The organism is Pseudomonas jilinensis, assembly GCF_003586265.1.
GTDB classification, from domain to species: domain Bacteria; phylum Pseudomonadota; class Gammaproteobacteria; order Pseudomonadales; family Pseudomonadaceae; genus Halopseudomonas; species Halopseudomonas phragmitis.
This window is the reverse complement of record NZ_QJSA01000019.1, coordinates 1-16,653: the sequence shown is the minus strand read 5'-3', so window position 1 is coordinate 16,653 and position 16,653 is coordinate 1. Positions and strand designations below refer to the sequence as shown.

General features: G+C 60.6%; 16 protein-coding genes. 7 read left to right on the top strand and 9 right to left on the bottom strand.

The window, feature by feature from the left end; genetic code table 11:
- Positions 1 to 6: 6 nt before the first annotated feature.
- From C2846_RS17285 to C2846_RS17275, 3 genes are all read right to left on the bottom strand, one after another.
- Positions 7 to 2,073 (bottom strand): putative bifunctional diguanylate cyclase/phosphodiesterase, encoded by a 2,067-nt coding sequence (locus C2846_RS17285; RefSeq protein ID WP_119702066.1) that lies wholly within the window; start codon positions 2,071 to 2,073, stop codon positions 7 to 9.
- 213 nt (positions 2,074 to 2,286) lie between these two features.
- Positions 2,287 to 2,868 carry a superoxide dismutase [Fe] gene (gene sodB, locus C2846_RS17280; protein WP_080051307.1) on the bottom strand — a complete coding sequence of 194 codons (582 nt, stop codon included), beginning with the start codon at positions 2,866 to 2,868 and terminating at the stop codon, positions 2,287 to 2,289.
- 92 nt (positions 2,869 to 2,960) lie between these two features.
- A complete protein-coding gene (locus C2846_RS17275; protein ID WP_080051306.1) occupies positions 2,961 to 3,578 on the bottom strand; it encodes a LysE/ArgO family amino acid transporter in 618 nt (205 codons plus the stop codon).
- Between the two features lie 100 nt (positions 3,579 to 3,678).
- Here C2846_RS17275 and C2846_RS17270 point away from each other — a divergent pair, with 100 nt between their 5' ends.
- Both C2846_RS17270 and C2846_RS17265 read left to right on the top strand, forming a co-directional pair.
- Positions 3,679 to 4,575, top strand: coding sequence for a LysR family transcriptional regulator ArgP (locus C2846_RS17270; protein ID WP_080051305.1), 897 nt, complete (start codon positions 3,679 to 3,681; stop codon positions 4,573 to 4,575).
- A gap of 81 nt (positions 4,576 to 4,656) precedes the next feature.
- Positions 4,657 to 5,700: an NAD-dependent epimerase/dehydratase family protein gene (locus C2846_RS17265; protein ID WP_080051304.1), complete on the top strand. Its 1,044-nt coding sequence runs from the start codon at positions 4,657 to 4,659 to the stop codon at positions 5,698 to 5,700.
- Here C2846_RS17265 and C2846_RS17260 read toward each other — a convergent pair.
- Positions 5,697 to 6,056, bottom strand: coding sequence for a hypothetical protein (locus C2846_RS17260; RefSeq protein ID WP_080051303.1), 360 nt, complete (start codon positions 6,054 to 6,056; stop codon positions 5,697 to 5,699). The genes C2846_RS17265 and C2846_RS17260 overlap by 4 nt on opposite strands.
- 214 nt (positions 6,057 to 6,270) lie before the next feature.
- Here C2846_RS17260 and C2846_RS17255 point away from each other — a divergent pair, with 214 nt between their 5' ends.
- Both C2846_RS17255 and C2846_RS17250 read left to right on the top strand, forming a co-directional pair.
- Positions 6,271 to 7,176 carry a coiled-coil domain-containing protein gene (locus tag C2846_RS17255; RefSeq protein WP_119702065.1) on the top strand — a complete coding sequence of 302 codons (906 nt, stop codon included), beginning with the start codon at positions 6,271 to 6,273 and terminating at the stop codon, positions 7,174 to 7,176.
- A complete protein-coding gene (locus tag C2846_RS17250) occupies positions 7,176 to 7,811 on the top strand; it encodes an acyl carrier protein phosphodiesterase (RefSeq protein WP_119702064.1) in 636 nt (211 codons plus the stop codon). The genes C2846_RS17255 and C2846_RS17250 overlap by 1 nt, the downstream gene beginning before the upstream one ends.
- Here C2846_RS17250 and C2846_RS17245 read toward each other — a convergent pair.
- The gene (locus C2846_RS17245) at positions 7,745 to 8,536 is read right to left on the bottom strand and encodes a lysophospholipid acyltransferase family protein (RefSeq protein WP_119702087.1); all 792 of its coding nucleotides are present in this window, start codon (positions 8,534 to 8,536) and stop codon (positions 7,745 to 7,747) included. The two genes, C2846_RS17250 and C2846_RS17245, sit on opposite strands and share 67 nt — an antisense overlap.
- Positions 8,537 to 8,541: 5 nt before the next feature.
- Positions 8,542 to 9,294, bottom strand: a complete 753-nt coding sequence (locus C2846_RS17240) for a GNAT family N-acetyltransferase (RefSeq protein ID WP_080051300.1) — start codon at positions 9,292 to 9,294, stop codon at positions 8,542 to 8,544.
- A gap of 320 nt (positions 9,295 to 9,614) precedes the next feature.
- Here C2846_RS17240 and C2846_RS17230 point away from each other — a divergent pair, with 320 nt between their 5' ends.
- The gene (locus C2846_RS17230; protein WP_119702062.1) at positions 9,615 to 10,397 is read left to right on the top strand and encodes an oxygen-binding di-iron domain-containing protein; all 783 of its coding nucleotides are present in this window, start codon (positions 9,615 to 9,617) and stop codon (positions 10,395 to 10,397) included.
- 8 nt (positions 10,398 to 10,405) lie between these two features.
- Positions 10,406 to 11,563: a phospholipase D-like domain-containing protein gene (locus tag C2846_RS17225; RefSeq protein WP_119702061.1), complete on the top strand. Its 1,158-nt coding sequence runs from the start codon at positions 10,406 to 10,408 to the stop codon at positions 11,561 to 11,563.
- A 230-nt stretch (positions 11,564 to 11,793) separates the two neighbouring features.
- Here C2846_RS17225 and C2846_RS17220 read toward each other — a convergent pair whose 3' ends face one another.
- Genes C2846_RS17220 through C2846_RS17210 form a run of 3 tightly spaced genes read right to left on the bottom strand, consistent with a single transcriptional unit; the run spans position 11,794 to position 14,626 of the window.
- Complete coding sequence (locus C2846_RS17220; RefSeq protein WP_119702060.1) at positions 11,794 to 12,558, bottom strand: enoyl-CoA hydratase; 765 nt, start codon at positions 12,556 to 12,558, stop codon at positions 11,794 to 11,796.
- Positions 12,559 to 12,573: 15 nt separating this feature from the next.
- Entirely contained in the window at positions 12,574 to 13,509 is a 936-nt protein-coding gene (locus C2846_RS17215) for an iron-sulfur-binding ferredoxin reductase (protein WP_165443857.1), read from the bottom strand.
- Positions 13,502 to 14,626: a GGDEF domain-containing protein gene (locus C2846_RS17210; RefSeq protein ID WP_165443856.1), complete on the bottom strand. Its 1,125-nt coding sequence runs from the start codon at positions 14,624 to 14,626 to the stop codon at positions 13,502 to 13,504. The genes C2846_RS17215 and C2846_RS17210 overlap by 8 nt, the downstream gene beginning before the upstream one ends.
- Before the next feature lie 269 nt (positions 14,627 to 14,895).
- On the opposite strand from C2846_RS17210, the gene C2846_RS17205 reads away from it, so the two are divergent.
- Positions 14,896 to 16,419, top strand: coding sequence for a fumarate hydratase (locus C2846_RS17205; protein ID WP_119702057.1), 1,524 nt, complete (start codon positions 14,896 to 14,898; stop codon positions 16,417 to 16,419).
- Positions 16,420 to 16,653: the final 234 nt, after the last annotated feature.

The following is a 16,653-nucleotide window of genomic DNA, read 5'->3' as shown; positions in this document are numbered from 1 at the left end:
AACGCTTCAGTTGGCCTGGGTCGCGGTCTGTCTGGCCATCTCGCTCTGATAGCTGCGCAGCCAGTCGATCAGGCTGCTGGCCGGTAGGGGGCGGCTGTAGAGATAGCCCTGACCTTCATTGCAGCCCTGGGCGATGATGTAGGCTTCCTGCTCTCTGGTTTCCACGCCTTCGGCAATTACCTGCATGTTGAGGCTGCGAGCCAGGTGAATGATGGCGCGAACGATTGTGGCGTCATCGACATCAACCAGCACATCCTGAACGAAGCTCTTGTCGATCTTAATCTTGTCCAGCGGCAGGCCGCGTAGGTAGCTGAGTGACGAGTAGCCGGTACCGAAATCGTCGATGGCGATCAGCACCCCGGCCTTTTTCAGGCTGTTCAAATGTCCTGCGGCGGCGCTGATGTCTTCCATCAGACCGGTCTCGGTGACTTCCAGCTCCAGACTCTGGGCCGGGAGCTGGTAGCGTTGCATCAGGTTGGTGACGACCTTGGACAGTTCGCCATGGTGCAGTTGCACGGTCGACAGGTTGACCGCCATCCGCAGTTGTGGAAAGCCGCTATCGTGCCACTGACGCAGTTGCCGGCAGCTTTGGTCGAGGACCCAGTCGCCAATTTCGATGATTGAGCCGTTCTGTTCGGCCAGTGGGATGAACAGGTCCGGCGGTACCAGGCCACGCTCGGGATGCTGCCAGCGCAGCAGGGCCTCGACACCGATTACCTGGTGTGTATCGAAACACACCTGGGGTTGGTAGAGCAGGTGAAATTCGTTGCGTTGCAGCGCGCCACGCAGATCCTTTTCCAGCTCGCGGCGAATACGCATTTCGCTGTCCAGGCTGGCAATGTAGAACTGGTAGCGGTTTCGCGAGCGGGCCTTGGCCAGCATCATCGTCTGTTCGGCTTTTTGCAGCAGCTTTTCGGCGTTGTCGCCATCGTCGGGGAACAGGGTAATACCAATGGTGGCGCGCAGGCTGACGGTATGGGCGCCAAGCTCGAACGGGCGGACCAGGTCATCGAGAATGGTCTGGGCCAGCTCGGCCGCTTCATAAGGTTCACTGACGCCGGTCTGGACCAGCGCAAACTGGTCGCCACCCAGGCGCGCCAGGCAGCCCAACTGGGCACTGTTGGCACGCAAGCGGTCGGCCACCGCTACCAGCAGGCTGTCGCCGCTTTGATAGCTGAACTGTTCGTTGACTTCCTTGAAGTCATCCAGGCCGCAGCACAGCACGGCCACGCCGCGCTGACGGCGGCCTGCGTCGGCGAGAATGCGATTGAGCTGTTCCTGCAACATGCTGCGATTGGGCAGGCCGGTAAGATGGTCGTGCTGGGACATGTGCAGCAGGTTTGCCTCGGCTTCGCGGCGTCGGCTGCTGTTGCGCTCAATCGAATCGAGCAGTTGATTGGCCTTGTTGATCCAGATGCCCAGTTCGTTGCGCTCGTGCCCCGGCAACATCGGGATCAGATTCTTGCCTGGCTGATCGGGGTTGATCTCAGCGATGTGTTCAATAATCCGCGATAACGGCTTGGTCAGCAGGATGTGATAGAGCAGATACAGCATAAAGGCCATGGCCATGGCCCGTAGAGTACCGGAGACCATGATGATCAGTGAACGCTGGAGGAACTCCTGGCCGTAGGGGGCAGTATCCAGAGTGATGCGCAGATCGCCGTAGTATTCATTGTAGGGTGCGCGACCAAAGAGCTTGATGGTGTAGTCCTGGTCAACCCCGAACAGCCAGTCGCTCAGCCCGCGTGAGCGGGTGTCGATCAGGGGGCGTTCTCTGATGGCCAGCGGTGATTCGTCGGGGTGGCCGATAGAGGCAAAGCGCACGGCCTGATGCTCGAATAGACCCTCGACCACCTGCAAGGCCATTTCCCGATCAAGACTGTAAACCGCCTGAGTGGCTGGATCACGAGCCATGGCCAGGATCTGAGTCGCTGTGCTGTCGATCAGACTGCGTTCCTTGCGCAGGTCATAGAGGATCTGAGCAAAGCTGAGGATCAAACCTACCAGCAGTGCCCACATCAGGACCAAGCGCAGCAGTTTGATGGAAAGACTGTGCCGACGCTCCAGTTTCAAATTAGTGCTCTATCCAATGCTTGTGGTTGGCAATCCTTGCATCATGCAAGTAGTTATTATGATCATGCAAGCGTTCTGGCCCGCAGGCAGCACTTCGATATTCAAGAGTATTAACATCGTGCTGGGCTGAGGTCAAAGTAAAGTCACTTTGACATTGCCATAAAATGACACACCCCGCAAAAGCGGGGTGTGTGGTACTGCTCATTTGGGGTCTCAGGCGGCGAGGTTCTTGGCCACAAAATCCCAGTTAACCAGGTTCCAGAAGGCTTCGACGTACTTCGGACGCAGGTTGCGGTAGTCGATGTAGTAGGCGTGTTCCCAGACGTCGCAGGTCAGCAGCGGGGTGTCACCGGAGGTCAGCGGGCAGCCGGCGCCAATGGTGCTGGCCAGGGCCAGGGAACCGTCAGATTTCTTGACCAGCCAGGCCCAGCCGGAGCCGAAGGTGCCGATGGCAGTCTTGGTGAACTCTTCCTTGAACTTGTCGAAGGAGCCGAAAGCCTGGTTGATGGCGTCAGCCAGGGCGCCAGTCGGCTGGCCACCGCCGTTCGGGCTCAGGCAGTTCCAGTAGAAGGTGTGGTTCCAGACCTGGGCGGCGTTGTTGAATACACCACCACTGGAGCTCTTGACGATCTCTTCCAGGGTCTTGCCTTCGAACTCAGTGCCGGGAACCATGTTGTTCAGGTTGACCACGTAGGTGTTGTGGTGCTTGCCGTAATGGTACTCGATGGTTTCAGCGGAGATGTGCGGTTCCAGAGCGTTCTTTTCGTAAGGAAGTGCAGGCAATTCAAAAGCCATGGTGTTTCTCCATTTATCAGGTGCACGGAAGAGCCTGATCATAGCACCTGTGCGGTCTGCTATCCACGTAACAAGTGTAGGGATATAGCGATTCAGAGCTGTTTCAGGGCCGGGGCGGCGAGGCTCCAGGCGACACTCAGCATCATGGCGGCCACGCCCAGATCGATCCAGCGCCAGGTCGATGGGCGTCGTAGCCACGGAGCCAACCGGGCGGCGCCCAGCGCCAGACTGAAGAACCAGATGATCGAGGCGCTGGCCGCGCCCAGAGCGAACAGCAGTGGCCAGCTTTGCTGGGCACCGATCGAGCCGATCAGTACTACGGTATCCAGATAGACATGCGGGTTGAGCAAGGTCACTGCCAGGGTCGCCAACAGTACTGCCTTGCGGCTGCGTGGCGGCTGTTGATCGGCCCCCAGTGCCTGACTGGAAAACGCCCGGCGCATGGCCAGAAAGGCATAGCAGCAAAGAAACCCGACCCCACCCCAGCGAGTGATTTCCATGGCCAGCGGCGATTGTTGAAGCAGTACCGCCAGGCCCAGCGTGCCGGCAAGAATCAGCACGATATCGCAGCTCATGCATACCAGCGCGGCGCTCAAATGGTGTTCGCGGCGCAGCCCCTGAGCGAGAACGAAGGCGTTCTGGGCACCGATCGCCATGATCAGTCCGGCGGCGACCAGCAGGCCGTTGAAATAGCTGTGTAGTACGGGCATGGCGGATGGGCTCACTCATAACAGGAAAGATGCTGCTGAGTCTGCGCTGGACTCTTTAATAAGAAAAACAAATAATCCTGATATCACATAAGGAAATTTTATGCTGGATTACAAGTTGTTGGCTGCCCTGGCGGCGGTGATCGAGCAAGGTGGGTTTGAGCGGGCGGCCCAGATGCTGGGGCTTTCACAATCAGCGGTGTCACAGCGGGTCAAGTTGCTGGAGGCACGGGTCGGCGCTCCGGTGCTGATACGCCTGAATCCACCCCAGGCCACCGAAGTCGGGCAGCGTTTGCTCAACCATGTGCAGCAGGTGCGGTTGCTGGAGCGCGACTTGCGCGAGGCTGTCCCTATGGCTGGTGAAGACGATCTGCCGCCACGCCTGCGCATTGCCTTGAATGCCGACAGCCTGGCCACCTGGTGGGCCCAGGCGGTTGCCGAGTTGAGTATTCGTGAAGCCTTGCAGTTCGAGTTGGTGGTCGATGACCAGGATGTCGGGTTGCGGCGCATGCGTGCCGGTGAGGTGGCCGGCTGCGTATGCGCCAGTGCCCAGCCGGTGGCTGGCGCCCGGGTGTTGGCCTTGGGGAATATGCGTTATCTGGCGGTGGCCAGCCCGGAGTTCATAGCCCGCTACTTTGCCGATGGGGTGAGTCAGACGGCGCTCAGGCGCGCCCCGGCAATCGTTTTTGGGCCTGATGACCAGCTCCAGCACCGGTTTCTGAGTGGGTTGGACTATGGCGGTGAGTTTCGCTACCACCTGTGCCCATCGTCCGAGGGGTTTGTCCGTTTGCTCAGTGCCGGTATGGGCTGGGGTATGGTGCCGGCACTGCAAATCCCGGTGGAACTGGCCAGCGGCGCTCTACGCGAGTTGGTGCCGGGGGCGGTGGTGGATGTGCCGTTGTATTGGCACTACTGGCGTCATGGTGGTCGGCTGCTGGATACCCTGACTGCAGAACTGGCTCAGCGCGCCAGCGCACTGTTGGCGGCGGGCCAGGGCTGAGGCGATGGCGTCGCGCCACTGGTACCGGCTGGCGCTGCGGAGTAAGGTGGGGAAAGTCATAGTCCGACAGGGAGAACAATAATGCGAATTCTGGTAACCGGGGCTAGTGGTTTTATCGGTGGTCGTTTTGCGGCGCATGCCCTGAGCCTGGGCTATGAGGTACGTTGCAGCGGACGCCGGGCCGAGCCGCTGAGCTGGCTCAAGCAGCGTGGCGCCGAGTGCCTGGCGGGTGACCTGCTGGATCCGGGATTCTCCGAGCGCCTGGCTGAGGGATGCGAGGTCATCGTGCATTGCGCCGGTGCGGTGGGCACCTGGGGCCCTTACAGTTATTTTCACGATGCCAATGTACGCACGACCGAGCATGTGTTGGCCGCCGCGCTGCGTAGCAAGGTGCGCCGCCTGGTGCATTTGTCGTCACCGTCGATGTATTTCGATGGTCGTGATCACCGCGATATTACCGAAGACTTCGTCCCGCCCCGGTTTTTCGACCATTACGGGGCCACCAAGTATCTGGCCGAACAGAAGGTTTTCGCTGCCGGGCGTCAGGGGCTCGAAGTGATTGCCTTGCGGCCGCGATTCGTGATTGGTGCTGGCGACACGGCTATCTTTCCACGTTTGCTGCGGGCTCATCAAAGCGGGCGTCTGAAGATCATTGGTCGTGGTGAGAATCAGGTTGACCTGACGCCGGTGGAAAACCTCAATCTGGCTCTGGATCTGGCCATACGCGCACCCGAAGCGGCGTTGGGGCAAGCCTACAACATCAGCAATGGCGAGCCGGTGGCGTTCTGGCCGACTTTCAATCGTTTGCTGGAGCGTCTTGGCATGCCAGCATTGACCCGTCATGTACCCTATCCGTTGGCTTACGGCATGGCCTGCCTGGCCGAATGGCGTGCGCACCTGACTCCTGGTCAGCCTGAGCCGGCTATCCTGCGGCTGGGGATGGCGGTCATGGCGCGTGATTTCAATCTGAACATCGACGCCGCGCGGGCGCAGTTGGGTTATCAACCTCAGGTCAGTGTGGCTGATGGGCTTGAGGCCTTTGCCCGCTGGTGGGAAGCCGGAATGCCGGCTGGCCTGGAAAGTGCCTGGAGTAGCAACGAGCGTGCAGGCCATGCGCTGGGTTAGCTGCGAATAACCTGGCCACGATAGATCCGCACGCTGCCGGCGCCCATGCTGGCGGGGGCAGGCTCGGGTGGGCGAGTGGCGCGGGGCTGGCTCATCTGGCGTTGGCGCGCGGCAATCGCGCTCTGCAGGCCGAACGCTTCCTCGGGCTCGGGAGCGATTGGTTCGAGCATGCTGGCCAGACGTTCACCCAGGTCGCGGATGTCGTCCTGGGCGCAGTCGCGACTGAGGTCGATCATGTGTTCGGCAGCATCCGGCTCGCTCAGATGGACGGTAACCCCCAGGCTTTGTTTCAGGCGTCTGCGCAGTGCAGTCATACAATCGAGGGTGGCGCGATTGAACTGGGCTTCGGCGATCATGCTGATTCTCCCTTTCGTGCTGTTCGGAAAGCAGTTCCGGTAGCCAGGCTAGAGCCTTGCAAGCAGAATATGTACCAGATTGGTCGATCCGGGGATTTATGCTGCCTGGGGCCGGTCAAAGTGTTCTGAAACAGGCACTAAAGGCGATGGCGTGCGATCTTGTGGTGCGCCGTGCATTGCTTTGGTGCGCTCTTTTTGCAGTTGAGGGGAGTCAATGAGAGATCGTGAGTTTGAGGGCGAGCTACCCAGTATCCGGGCGACCGCAGATGAGCGGCCGGGCACGCTGGAGCCCCAGGCGGAGAAGGCTGATAAAGAGATACCGAACGAGCCGTTGCGCTCGCCTGTACGCAGTGAACCCAAAGGCTCTGGTAATGGTGCCTTGTGGGCTTTGTGTGCGGCCTTGAGTCTTGGGCTGGTGGGCCTGGGTTATTGGAGCCATCAACAGCAGACCCGTTTGCAGCAGCAGTTGGTGGCTACCCAGAACAGTTTTGCTCGTATCAGCGAGGAGGCGGCTGGGCGGATTCAGGACATCACTGGCAAGGTCAGTGCTACCGAGTCTACCCTGAGCGAAACGGAACAGGCTCGTGCGGCGCAGCTGACGGCGCTGGAAAAAGGCGTGCAGGAACTGACCCGCAAGCTGGAGCAGCAAGCCAGCACCCTGGCCAGTCTGCAGCAAAGTGGTGAGGCGCGGCAGCGTCGTCTGGATGGCATCAGTGGTCAGGCCAATGAATTGCAGGAGCGCCTGGAGGCCCAGAGCGGTCGTCTGGGGAGTCTGGATGAAGCTCTGAAGCAAGGTGGTCAGCGGCATGAGTCACTGGCTGGTGAGCTGGGCGGGCTGCGTGAAGAGATCCGGGCGCTGGCGGGGCTGGAGCAGCGTATCGGTGAGCAGGCTGAGCAGCTCCGGCGTCAGCAAAGTACGCTGCAGAGTCTGTCGAATCAGGCCTCGGCGCGTAACCTGGACCAGGAAATGCTGGTGTTGCGCAGTGAGATAGACCAGCGTCTGAGTTCGACCGAGGATGCGTTGGCAGCCATCGATAGTTACCGGTTGCAGACCAATCGTACCCTCAACACCCTGCAAAACCAGCTCAACACCCTGCAGCAGCGTGTGGGGCAGCCCTGATGAACTTCCTCGCCCATCTGCTGTTGGGGCCACCACAGCCCCAGCAGGCGCTGGGCAGCTTGCTGGGCGATTTCGTCAAGGGACCGGTGGCGAACCTGGCCCTGCCGCCTGCGGTGCGTGAAGGGGTCTGGCTGCACCGGCGGATCGATGTCTTTACCGACAGCCATCCGCTGGTTCTGGCCAGTAAGGCTCGAGTCAGCAGCGAGCGGCGGCGGTTTGCCGGGATCATGGTCGACATGTTCTACGATCACCTGCTGGCACGGCACTGGGGGCGCTTTTCAGCCCAGCCGATCGAGCATTTCACCCAGCAGATGTATGCCGGCTTACTGGCCCAACAGGCGCTGATCCCCGAGCATGCCTGGCCGGTGATCCAGCGTATGGCCGAGCAGGACTGGCTGAGCAGTTATGCCGAGCTGGAGCAGTTGGAACGAGCCCTGACCAATATGGGGCGGCGTTTGCGTCGCGACAACCGGCTGGCCGGCTCGGTGCTCGAGCTGGAGCGGGACTACGGCGGATTCGAGGCTGACTTTCTGGCGTTCATGCCCGAGGTTATCGACTATGCCGCCACTCAGGCGGCGGCCTTGAAATCCGATCCGGATTTGCGCGCGCTGCTGTCGGGCAGCCCCAACGCCTGAGCTACTGCCGACTGGGCCTGGCGGGCCAGTTGGTTGCGCTCGTTGCCCTGGCTGTCCAGCAGCGGCAGAAAATACACCTCAACCTCAATCACCCCGGGGCAGCCGAGCAGCCGCCACAGATGGCGGGTGAACTCGTCGTCACCGATAAAGGGCGCGTACTGGTCACGTTGACCGTTGTAGCGGTAGGCGATGGCCACCGGTTGAACCGGGGTGCCGGTAGTCTGAGCGCAGGCCAGCATGCGGGCGTGGAAGGTTCGCACCTGATCGCCGGCGGTGGTCGTGCCTTCGGCAAACAGCACTAGACTGCGGCCCTGATTCAGCGCGTGGCTCAACTGCTCCTGCAACTGCGAGCCGCTGCCCTGGCCGCGCTTGATGAACAGGGTGCCGGCCGCAGCCGCCAGCCAGCCGATTACCGGCCAATGGCGAACTTCGGCCTTGGACAGAAAGTGCACCGGCGCCTGGGCGCCGAGTACCACGATATCGAGCCAGGACACGTGGTTGCTGACCCAAAGCGTGGTGCCGTTGGGCGGCGTGCCGTGGCAGCGGATGCGCAGAGGTAGCAGGCGGATGAGCGTACGCATCCAATGGCGGGTCAGACGTTGACGATGTGCTGCCAGCCAACGAGGGTTGAACGGTTGCAGCAGGGCTGTCCAGGTGGCCAGTAACAGCCCGGTCAGAATCCACCCGGCAACGCACAAGGCTCGCCAGCTACGTTTCACGCCCATGCTGTTCATACCGCCTTGAAGTGTCGGGCGTAGCGTGGGCACAGCTGTTCACGGCGCAGCAGAATGAACACGTCGGCAACGTTGAACTCGGGATCCCAGCAGGGCTCGCCGCAGATCTTGGCGCCCAGGCGCATGTAGGCCTTGAGCAGCGGCGGCAACTGGGCAGTGACGTTGGCCGGCAGGTCGCGCTCGGGGATTGGCAGGCGCGGTATGGCGTTGAGCCAATCGCGGCACAGGTAGCGCTCGCGCAGTCGCTGCATGATGGCGTGAGCCTGAATCCCGCCATCGCCCATGCCGATGCTGGCGCAGCCCATCAGGTAGCCGTACTGGCGCTCGTTCATCAGTTGTGCCAGCCCGGCCCACAGTACTCCGATGGTAGCGCCATTGCGGTAGTCGGGGTGAACGCAGGTCCGGCCGATCTCAAGGACATCGCCGCGCAGTTCACCAAGACCGATCAGTTGGAACTCGCCTTCACTATAGAAACCACCGGCATGGCGAGCCCGCTGGCTGTCTAGCAGGCGAGTGGTGGCGACCACCTGGCCGCTGAACTGATCGCGCACGACCAAATGCTCGCAGTGCAGGTCGAAGCTGTCCTGATCCAGGCCGCTGTCGGCATTGGGCAGGCTGGCCCCGCATTCCTCGCTGAAGACCTTGAAACGCAGTGCCAGCGCTTCTTTGAGGGTGGCATGGTCTTTGACCAGTTCGGTCTGCAGGTGACGATTGTCCTGTGTGTCCAACGCGAGCGCAGCATCTGTCATCGGGTACCTCCGCAAGGCAGCCATTAGCATCAGTGTCGATGCTAGGAAGCTGGCGTGTCAGGACGGTGAAACTTTGATGGCAGTTGAATGACGGATGTCAGGGTTGAGGAACCTCTGAAAAACGTAGGCGAGGCAGGCAAGACAAGGCAAAAACAGCCGAAAAAGCGCAGTTTACATGTGGTAAATGAGCATTTTGAGGCTGTTTTTAACGCCGTATTGCCAACGCAGGTAGTTTTTCAGAGGTTCCTTGAGGCAGGTCAGTACTCACTTGGAGGTAGTTCTATATAACGGCGGCTGGTTTGTTACAGGAGTTTAACGCTATGGCCCATCCCCCGCGCGTGCTGTTCGACAATGGTGTGCACAAGGTACTGTGCTTCGACCAGTTGGTGACCGGTGACGGTATCCAGTCCAACCAGTTTCTGATTATCGATCATGATCAGCACGCTCTGCTTGATCCGGGCGGCGATCTGACCTACATGCCTCTGTCGTTGGCAGTCAGCCAGCATATTCCGTTACAGGATCTGACCTATGTGTTTGCCTCGCACCAGGATCCGGACATCATTGCTTCTCTGGACAAGTGGTTTTTGCATACTCGCTGCAAGGTGGTCTGTTCGCGGCTGTGGGCGCGCTTTCTGCCGCACCTGTCTGCCGGCTATCTGACCGCCAGGCACGGGGTTAGCACCATGGAGCGGATGATCGCGGTACCGGATCGTGGTCAGACCATTCCGCTGGGCGAAACCATGATCAAGGCTTTGCCAGCGCATTTTCTCCACTCGGTGGGCAATCTGCAGTTCTTCGATCCGGTCAGCGGCATTCTGTTTTCCGGCGATATGGGCGCCTCAATGGTCGATGATGCCGAACCGGTAACCGACTTCGCCGCCCATGTGCCCAGCATGGAGGGCTTTCACAGGCGCTACATGGCTGGCAACAAGGTCTGCCGGTTGTGGGCCAACATGATCCGCACTCTCAACCCGTCGATGATCGTGCCGCAGCACGGGCGGCCGTTCGTCGGGCCTGCTATGATCAAAGCGTTCCTCGACTGGATCAGCCAATTGCAGTGTGGCATGGATCTGCTCGAGCAGGAGGATTACCGGATTCCCTAAGGCGGTACATGGCTGGCCCTATCTATCCATGGCGTAAAAGCAACACCTTCGAGTTGTTGGTCGATGGCGAGAGCTTTTTTCCGCGCATGTTGCAGGCCATGGACGGGGCGCGTAGCAGCATCGATCTTGAGCTCTATCTGATCAGTTCCGGGCAGGCCAGCCGTCAGGTGCTCGATAGCCTGGTCGCGGCTGTGGCGCGCGGCGTTCGGGTACGCTGCCTGCTCGATGGCTTCGGCAGCCTGCAGTTGTCCACAACCGATCGCCAGTATCTGCTTCAGGCCGGGGTCGAGTTGCGTTTCTACAATCCTCTGTACTGGCTGGCCGGGCGAGGTAACCTGCATCGGGACCACCGCAAGCTTCTGGTCATTGACCAGACGTTGGCGTTTGTCGGCGGGGCCGGGCTGACCGATGACTTTTACCGTCCGGATCAGCGCCAGAGCCTCTGGCATGAATTGATGCTGGAGGTGCGTGGCCCGGTGGTGCATGACTGGGCCGAGTTGTTCGAGCGGCAGTGGCAGGTGTCCGGCCGGCGCCTGCGGCTGGCACCACCAAAATGGCACCGGGTGCGCGTCCCGGCGCCGCCTGCGCCTGATGCTTCAGGCTACGCCAGGGTCTCCTATGCCGATGCCCGCGAGCATACCGAGGTGGTTCAGGCGCTGCTGGCGGCCGTCTCAAGATCGCGAACCCGGATCTGGTTGGCAACACCGTATTTTTTGCCAGGCTGGCGCGTGCGGCGGGCACTCAAGCGCGCGGCTCGGCGCGGGGTGGATGTGCGTTTGCTGCTGTGTGGTCAGATTACCGATAACGCTCCGGTTCGCTATGCCGGGCAGCGCTTCTACCCAGGCTTGCTCAAGGCCGGTGTTCGGCTCTACGAATACCAGCCGCGGTTTCTGCATCTGAAGATGGTGCTGGTTGATGAGTGGGTCAGCCTGGGTTCATGCAATTTCGATCACTGGACCCTGCACTGGAATCTGGAAGCCAATCAGCAGGTTGTCGATCCGTCTCTCAATGCTGCAGTGCGGGACTGTTTTCAGCGTGACTTCGCCCAGAGTCGGGAGTGGAGCCTGGGTGCCTGGAAGGCTTTGGGCTGGGGGCATCGGCTGAAAATACGACTGTGGAGCTGGGTCAACCGGCTGGCGGTTTTGTGGTTTGGGATTCGTCGCTGAAGGCGGTGCTGGCATTTAAGGAAACACTGATTAAATCGGTTTCGGTGCTGGCCCACTTGTCGCTGACCTGTTCTGGACACGCCGTGAACCCATCCCTGGGGGCTTGACGATGCCCGTCCGGGGCATCGACAGTCCAGAACAGGTCAGCGACAACCGGGCTTGCAATTAATCAGTGTTCCCTTAACAGACACCCAAGCCGTCAGGCTCAGGTGTAGTTGGTCAGCGTTTCCTTAACTAAAAACCGGCTTGCGCTTCTCCAGAAACGCACTCAACGCCTCACGCGCATCCGGTCCCTGTAGCAGGGTGGCGAAGTGGGCGCCTTCCTGCTCCATAACCTCTTGTGCCTGTTTCTGGCTGTGCTGTTTGAGCAGGCGCTTGGTTAGCCGGACCGAGCTGGGTGGCTGCGCGGCCAGTCGCAGGGCGGCCTGGCGGGCGGCGTCCAGTACTGGTTGGCCAGCAGCCAAGGCATGGTTGGCCAGGCCGATCTCAACGGCACGTCGGCCACTGATTTCTTCGCCCAACAGCAGCAATTCGGCTGCGCGCGGATGACCGAGCAGGCGCGGCAGCAGGAAGCTGGAGCCGGCTTCGGGGCACAGGCCGAGGTTGACGAAGGGCATCTTCAGCCGGGCATCCTCGGCCACATAGATCAGATCACAATGCAGCAGCATGGTGGTGCCCACGCCTACCGCTGGGCCGTTGACTGCGGCGATCAGGGGCTTTTCTGAGCTGAGAATGGCTCGGAGGAAGCGGTAGACCGGGCTGTCCTGGCCGGCCGGCGGTACATTGAGGAAGTCGTTGACGTCGTTGCCACTGGTGAAGCAGCTTTGGCTGCCCTGCAGGACGATGGCGCGGATGGCCGGGTCATCCTGAGCCGCATTGATGGCATCGGCCAGCCCGCTGTAGATTTCGCGGGTCAGGGCGTTCTTGGTTTCCGGGCGGTTCAGGGTCAGGGTCAGGACTGCATCGCTGCGGTCGATCAGCAGGGTTTGGCTCACGGTGGCTCCTTGGGCTTATTGGCGGCTCACGAAGGCTTCGTCGAATACTTGCCGGCGTGGCAGGCCGGCCATAAATAGCGGTTTGCGCCATTGTTCGACAAATTCGGGATGACCGCAGACTAGCGCCAGGGTATGGCGTGAGGCAAGCCGCAAGCTGGCCATATCGGAGGACAGTTGGGACTGTGGGTGCAGGTGCAGACGCAGGGTTTGGGGGTGTGCCTGGGCGAGCTTTTCCAGCTCGGAACGCAGGTAGCAGTCGCCGCTTTCGGGGTGCCAGTGCCACAGTTCGATAGCGGCGCGATGCCCATGTTTCAAGGCGTCGCGGGCCACTGCCTGGAGTGGTGAGAGGCCGGTGCCACGCCCTAGCAGCAGTAACGGTCGGTCCTGCCAGTCGCTCTGGTAATGGCAATGACCGTTGGCCCGGCCGAGATAAATCCGCTCGCCAATATTCATGCGCTGAATGCGCTGGGAAAACTGACCTTGAGCCTTGAGCGCCATATGAAACTGCAATTCCGGCTCGCCCGGCAAACTGGCGATAGAGTAGGGGCGGGCCAGTTCCGCATCCAGCCACAGGCTCAGGTGCTGGCCGGCCTGATAGCGTAGTGGCCGCTCGGGGCGCAGGCCCAGGAGCAGGATGTTCTCAGCCAGATATTCCATGCGGCTGATTTGCGCTGGTAGGCCATCCTGGGCCGGATCAAGCAGATGCAGGTCCATATCCTGCCGGACCTGGCACTGGCATGCCAGTAGCCAGCCCTGGGCCTGCTGTTCGGGATCAAGTTCGCTGCAGGCTGCTTCAGGGGCTTGCCCTGGCTGGGCCTGGACCAGGCAGCTCTGGCAGTGCCCTGAGCGACATGACCAGGCGACAGGCTGGCCGTCAGCGAGCAGTTCGTCCAGCAGATTGCTGCCACTGGCGACCTGCAACCGCTGTGGGCCAATGCGTAGTTCAGGCATAGGCGGCCTGGTGGGTGGTGCAGCGGTTGCGACCACCCTGCTTGGCCTGGTAAAGCGCCTGGTCGGCCTGGTTGATACGCTCCTCCAGATCATCTTCAGGGCGGACCACGCTCAGGCCGGCCGACAGCGTGCATGAGTAATCTTCCGGCAAACCGGAAAACTGCAGTTTGGCGAAGGCCTGGCGAATCCGTTCCACGCATTGGTGCAGGGTTTCCAGGTCGCAGTTACTCAACAGAATAATGAACTCCTCACCGCCAAAGCGGGCTATCACATCGTCGCTCCGCAGCTTGTCGCGGGCCAGTTGGGCGAAGCGTTGCAGCACTTCATCACCCACCGCATGTCCATAAAGGTCGTTGATTCGCTTGAAATGATCAAGGTCGATCAGCGCCAGACCCAGTTGCTGGCGCGGGCCAAGCAGAGCCATCCGGCGACGTGTTTCGTCGATGAAGTAGCGGCGGTTGGCCAGCCCGGTCAGGGCATCGGTGGTGGCCAGGTTCTGCAGTTGTCCCATCATGCCCTTGAGGGTTTCCTGGTGGGCTTGCAGGGTATAGTGGCGGCGCTGCAGGCGTTCACGCAGTTCACGGATATAGCTGCAGAACATGCTCAGCCAGCCCAGGATGCAGGCCAGGACGAACCACTGTAGCAGGGTCAGGGGCAAATCCTGGGTGCCAGGGTTGTAGATGTAGTCATAGGCTATCAGGCTGCCATAGCCGGTCAGAGCCAGCAGTGAATGGCTGAGAAACTCCCGACGTGAGAGCTGGAATACACCAAACATCAGGATGATAGGGTAGACCATGATCAGGCTGCCCCGGAAACTGCCCAGGTAGGCCAGCAGATAGGTCAGCAGCAGGGTGGCGACGATGATCTGGCCGCTGGTCAGGCTAGGGTCGCGATAGCGCAGGTTGCGACCGCTGCGGATCAGCCAGTAGAACCCCAGTTGAGTCGCCACGCCCAGACCGATGTGGACCGCCAGCATTGGCGCCGAAGCCTGATACTGGTCGGCCAGCCAAGCGGCGCAGATCACGGTATAGGTGATCAGGTAGTTAAGCTGGGCCATGTAAAAGCGCTGCAGGCGCAGGGCCTGGAACTTGGCCTGATTGGGATCCATGGACGTCATTTTATGCCTGCTTTTCCGTGATGGCATTTTGACGTCAATGTAACCCTGTGCAGGCGCTTTGCCTAGTCCTTTTGTCTAGTCATTGAATAAAGCTATAGCCTTGGCACTGGCCTGCTCGTCAAGCTCGGGTATACTCTAGCCCCGTTTTCTGGCGGGTCGTTGGGCGCAGCTATCCTCAAGCGGTGCAGATGGCCTGTCTTATCCGTGAACCCGGTATGCAATTTCCTGGTTGCATGGCCCGGTGCCTATATAGAGGAGCCTGTCCGAGCATGGCCGTTATCAAGCAAGACGATCTGATCCAGAGCGTGGCCGACGCGCTGCAGTACATTTCCTACTACCACCCGGTGGACTTCATCCAGGCCGTGCATGAGGCCTATCTGCGTGAAGAGTCACCGGCGGCCCGTGACGCCATGGCCCAGATTCTGATCAACTCGCGCATGTGCGCCACCGGTCACCGGCCGATCTGTCAGGACACCGGTATCGTCACCGTGTTCGCCAAGATTGGTATGGATGTGCGCTGGGACGGCGCAACCATGAGCCTGGACGACATGATCAACGAAGGTGTGCGTCGGGCCTACAACCTGCCGGAGAACGTACTGCGCGCCTCTATTCTAGCTGATCCGGCTGGCAAGCGGACCAACACCAAGGACAACACCCCGGCGGTGATCCATTACCAGATCGTCCCCGGCGACAAGGTTGAAATCGACGTTGCGGCCAAGGGCGGCGGCTCCGAGAACAAATCGAAGATGGTCATGCTCAACCCCTCCGACTCGATCGTCGACTGGGTGATCAAGACCGTACCGACTATGGGCGCTGGCTGGTGTCCACCAGGCATGCTTGGCATCGGTATCGGTGGTACCGCCGAGAAGGCCGCGGTACTGGCCAAGGAATCGCTGATGGATTCGATTGATATCCATGAACTGCGTGCCCGTGGTCCGCAGAACCGGGTTGAGGAGCTGCGTCTGGAAATCATGGACAAGGTCAATGCGCTGGGCATCGGTGCCCAGGGTCTGGGCGGCCTGACCACGGTACTGGACGTCAAGATCAAGGACTACCCGACCCACGCCGCCAGCCTGCCGGTGTGCATGATCCCCAACTGTGCGGCGACCCGTCACGCGCATTTCGTGCTCGATGGCAGCGGCCCGGCGGTACTCGAAGCGCCGCCGATGGACGCCTACCCGGAAATCACTTGGGAAGTGGGCTCCAGCGTGCGTCGGGTCAACCTCGACACCGTGACCCCGGAAGACGTGCTGAGCTGGAAGAGCGGCGAAACCGTGCTGCTGTCGGGCAAGATGCTGACCGGCCGCGATGCCGCGCACAAGCGCATGGTCGACATGCTCAACAAGGGCGAGCAACTGCCGGTCGATCTGAAAGGTCGCTTTATCTACTACGTCGGCCCGGTCGATCCGGTGCGTGACGAGGTCGTGGGACCGGCTGGTCCGACCACCGCCACCCGGATGGACAAGTTCACCCGTCAGATCCTCGAGCAGACCGGCCTGCTGGGCATGATCGGCAAGTCCGAGCGCGGCCCGATCGCCATCGAAGCGATCAAGGATCACAAGGCCGTGTACCTGATGGCCGTGGGCGGCGCCGCCTATCTGGTGGCCCAGGCGATCAAGAAGGCCGACGTGCTGGCATTCCCCGAGCTGGGGATGGAAGCGATCTACGAATTCGAGGTCAAGGACATGCCGGTCACCGTGGCGGTTGATACCACCGGCGAGTCGGCGCACATCACCGGCCCGCAGATCTGGCAGAAAAAGATCGCCGCCAAGAGCCTGGCCGTAGAGATCTGAAGAACCGCTATCGGCTTCGACAGGCGATAAAGAAAAAGCCCACTGCCGATATCGGAGTGGGCTTTTTTGCAGCCACAGTTCGCCTTGATTATGCCGAGTGTTTCCAGGAGGTATGAAGTGGTTCAAGTTTCCAGATGATAGCCATGGGCTGCCCTTGTCTTGAGTCGCAATATCTCTACACTGCGACGTTGCTGCACCGACTTGCCCCCCGACTTCAAGGATTGAAGCCATGTT

Bases quoted from the DNA above. Each gene is read 5' to 3' on its own strand.
- sodB (WP_080051307.1), bottom strand. From the start codon at position 2,868: ATGGCTTTTGAATTGCCTGCACTTCCTTACGAAAAGAACGCTCTGGAA.
- C2846_RS17275 (WP_080051306.1), bottom strand. From the start codon at position 3,578: ATGCCCGTACTACACAGCTATTTCAACGGCCTGCTGGTCGCCGCCGGA.
- C2846_RS17270 (WP_080051305.1), top strand. From the start codon at position 3,679: ATGCTGGATTACAAGTTGTTGGCTGCCCTGGCGGCGGTGATCGAGCAA.
- C2846_RS17265 (WP_080051304.1), top strand. From the start codon at position 4,657: ATGCGAATTCTGGTAACCGGGGCTAGTGGTTTTATCGGTGGTCGTTTT.
- C2846_RS17260 (WP_080051303.1), bottom strand. From the start codon at position 6,056: ATGATCGCCGAAGCCCAGTTCAATCGCGCCACCCTCGATTGTATGACT.
- C2846_RS17255 (WP_119702065.1), top strand. From the start codon at position 6,271: ATGAGAGATCGTGAGTTTGAGGGCGAGCTACCCAGTATCCGGGCGACC.
- C2846_RS17250 (WP_119702064.1), top strand. From the start codon at position 7,176: ATGAACTTCCTCGCCCATCTGCTGTTGGGGCCACCACAGCCCCAGCAG.
- C2846_RS17245 (WP_119702087.1), bottom strand. From the start codon at position 8,536: ATGGGCGTGAAACGTAGCTGGCGAGCCTTGTGCGTTGCCGGGTGGATT.
- C2846_RS17240 (WP_080051300.1), bottom strand. From the start codon at position 9,294: ATGACAGATGCTGCGCTCGCGTTGGACACACAGGACAATCGTCACCTG.
- C2846_RS17230 (WP_119702062.1), top strand. From the start codon at position 9,615: ATGGCCCATCCCCCGCGCGTGCTGTTCGACAATGGTGTGCACAAGGTA.
- C2846_RS17225 (WP_119702061.1), top strand. From the start codon at position 10,406: ATGGCTGGCCCTATCTATCCATGGCGTAAAAGCAACACCTTCGAGTTG.
- C2846_RS17215 (WP_165443857.1), bottom strand. From the start codon at position 13,509: ATGCCTGAACTACGCATTGGCCCACAGCGGTTGCAGGTCGCCAGTGGC.
- C2846_RS17210 (WP_165443856.1), bottom strand. From the start codon at position 14,626: ATGACGTCCATGGATCCCAATCAGGCCAAGTTCCAGGCCCTGCGCCTG.
- C2846_RS17205 (WP_119702057.1), top strand. From the start codon at position 14,896: ATGGCCGTTATCAAGCAAGACGATCTGATCCAGAGCGTGGCCGACGCG.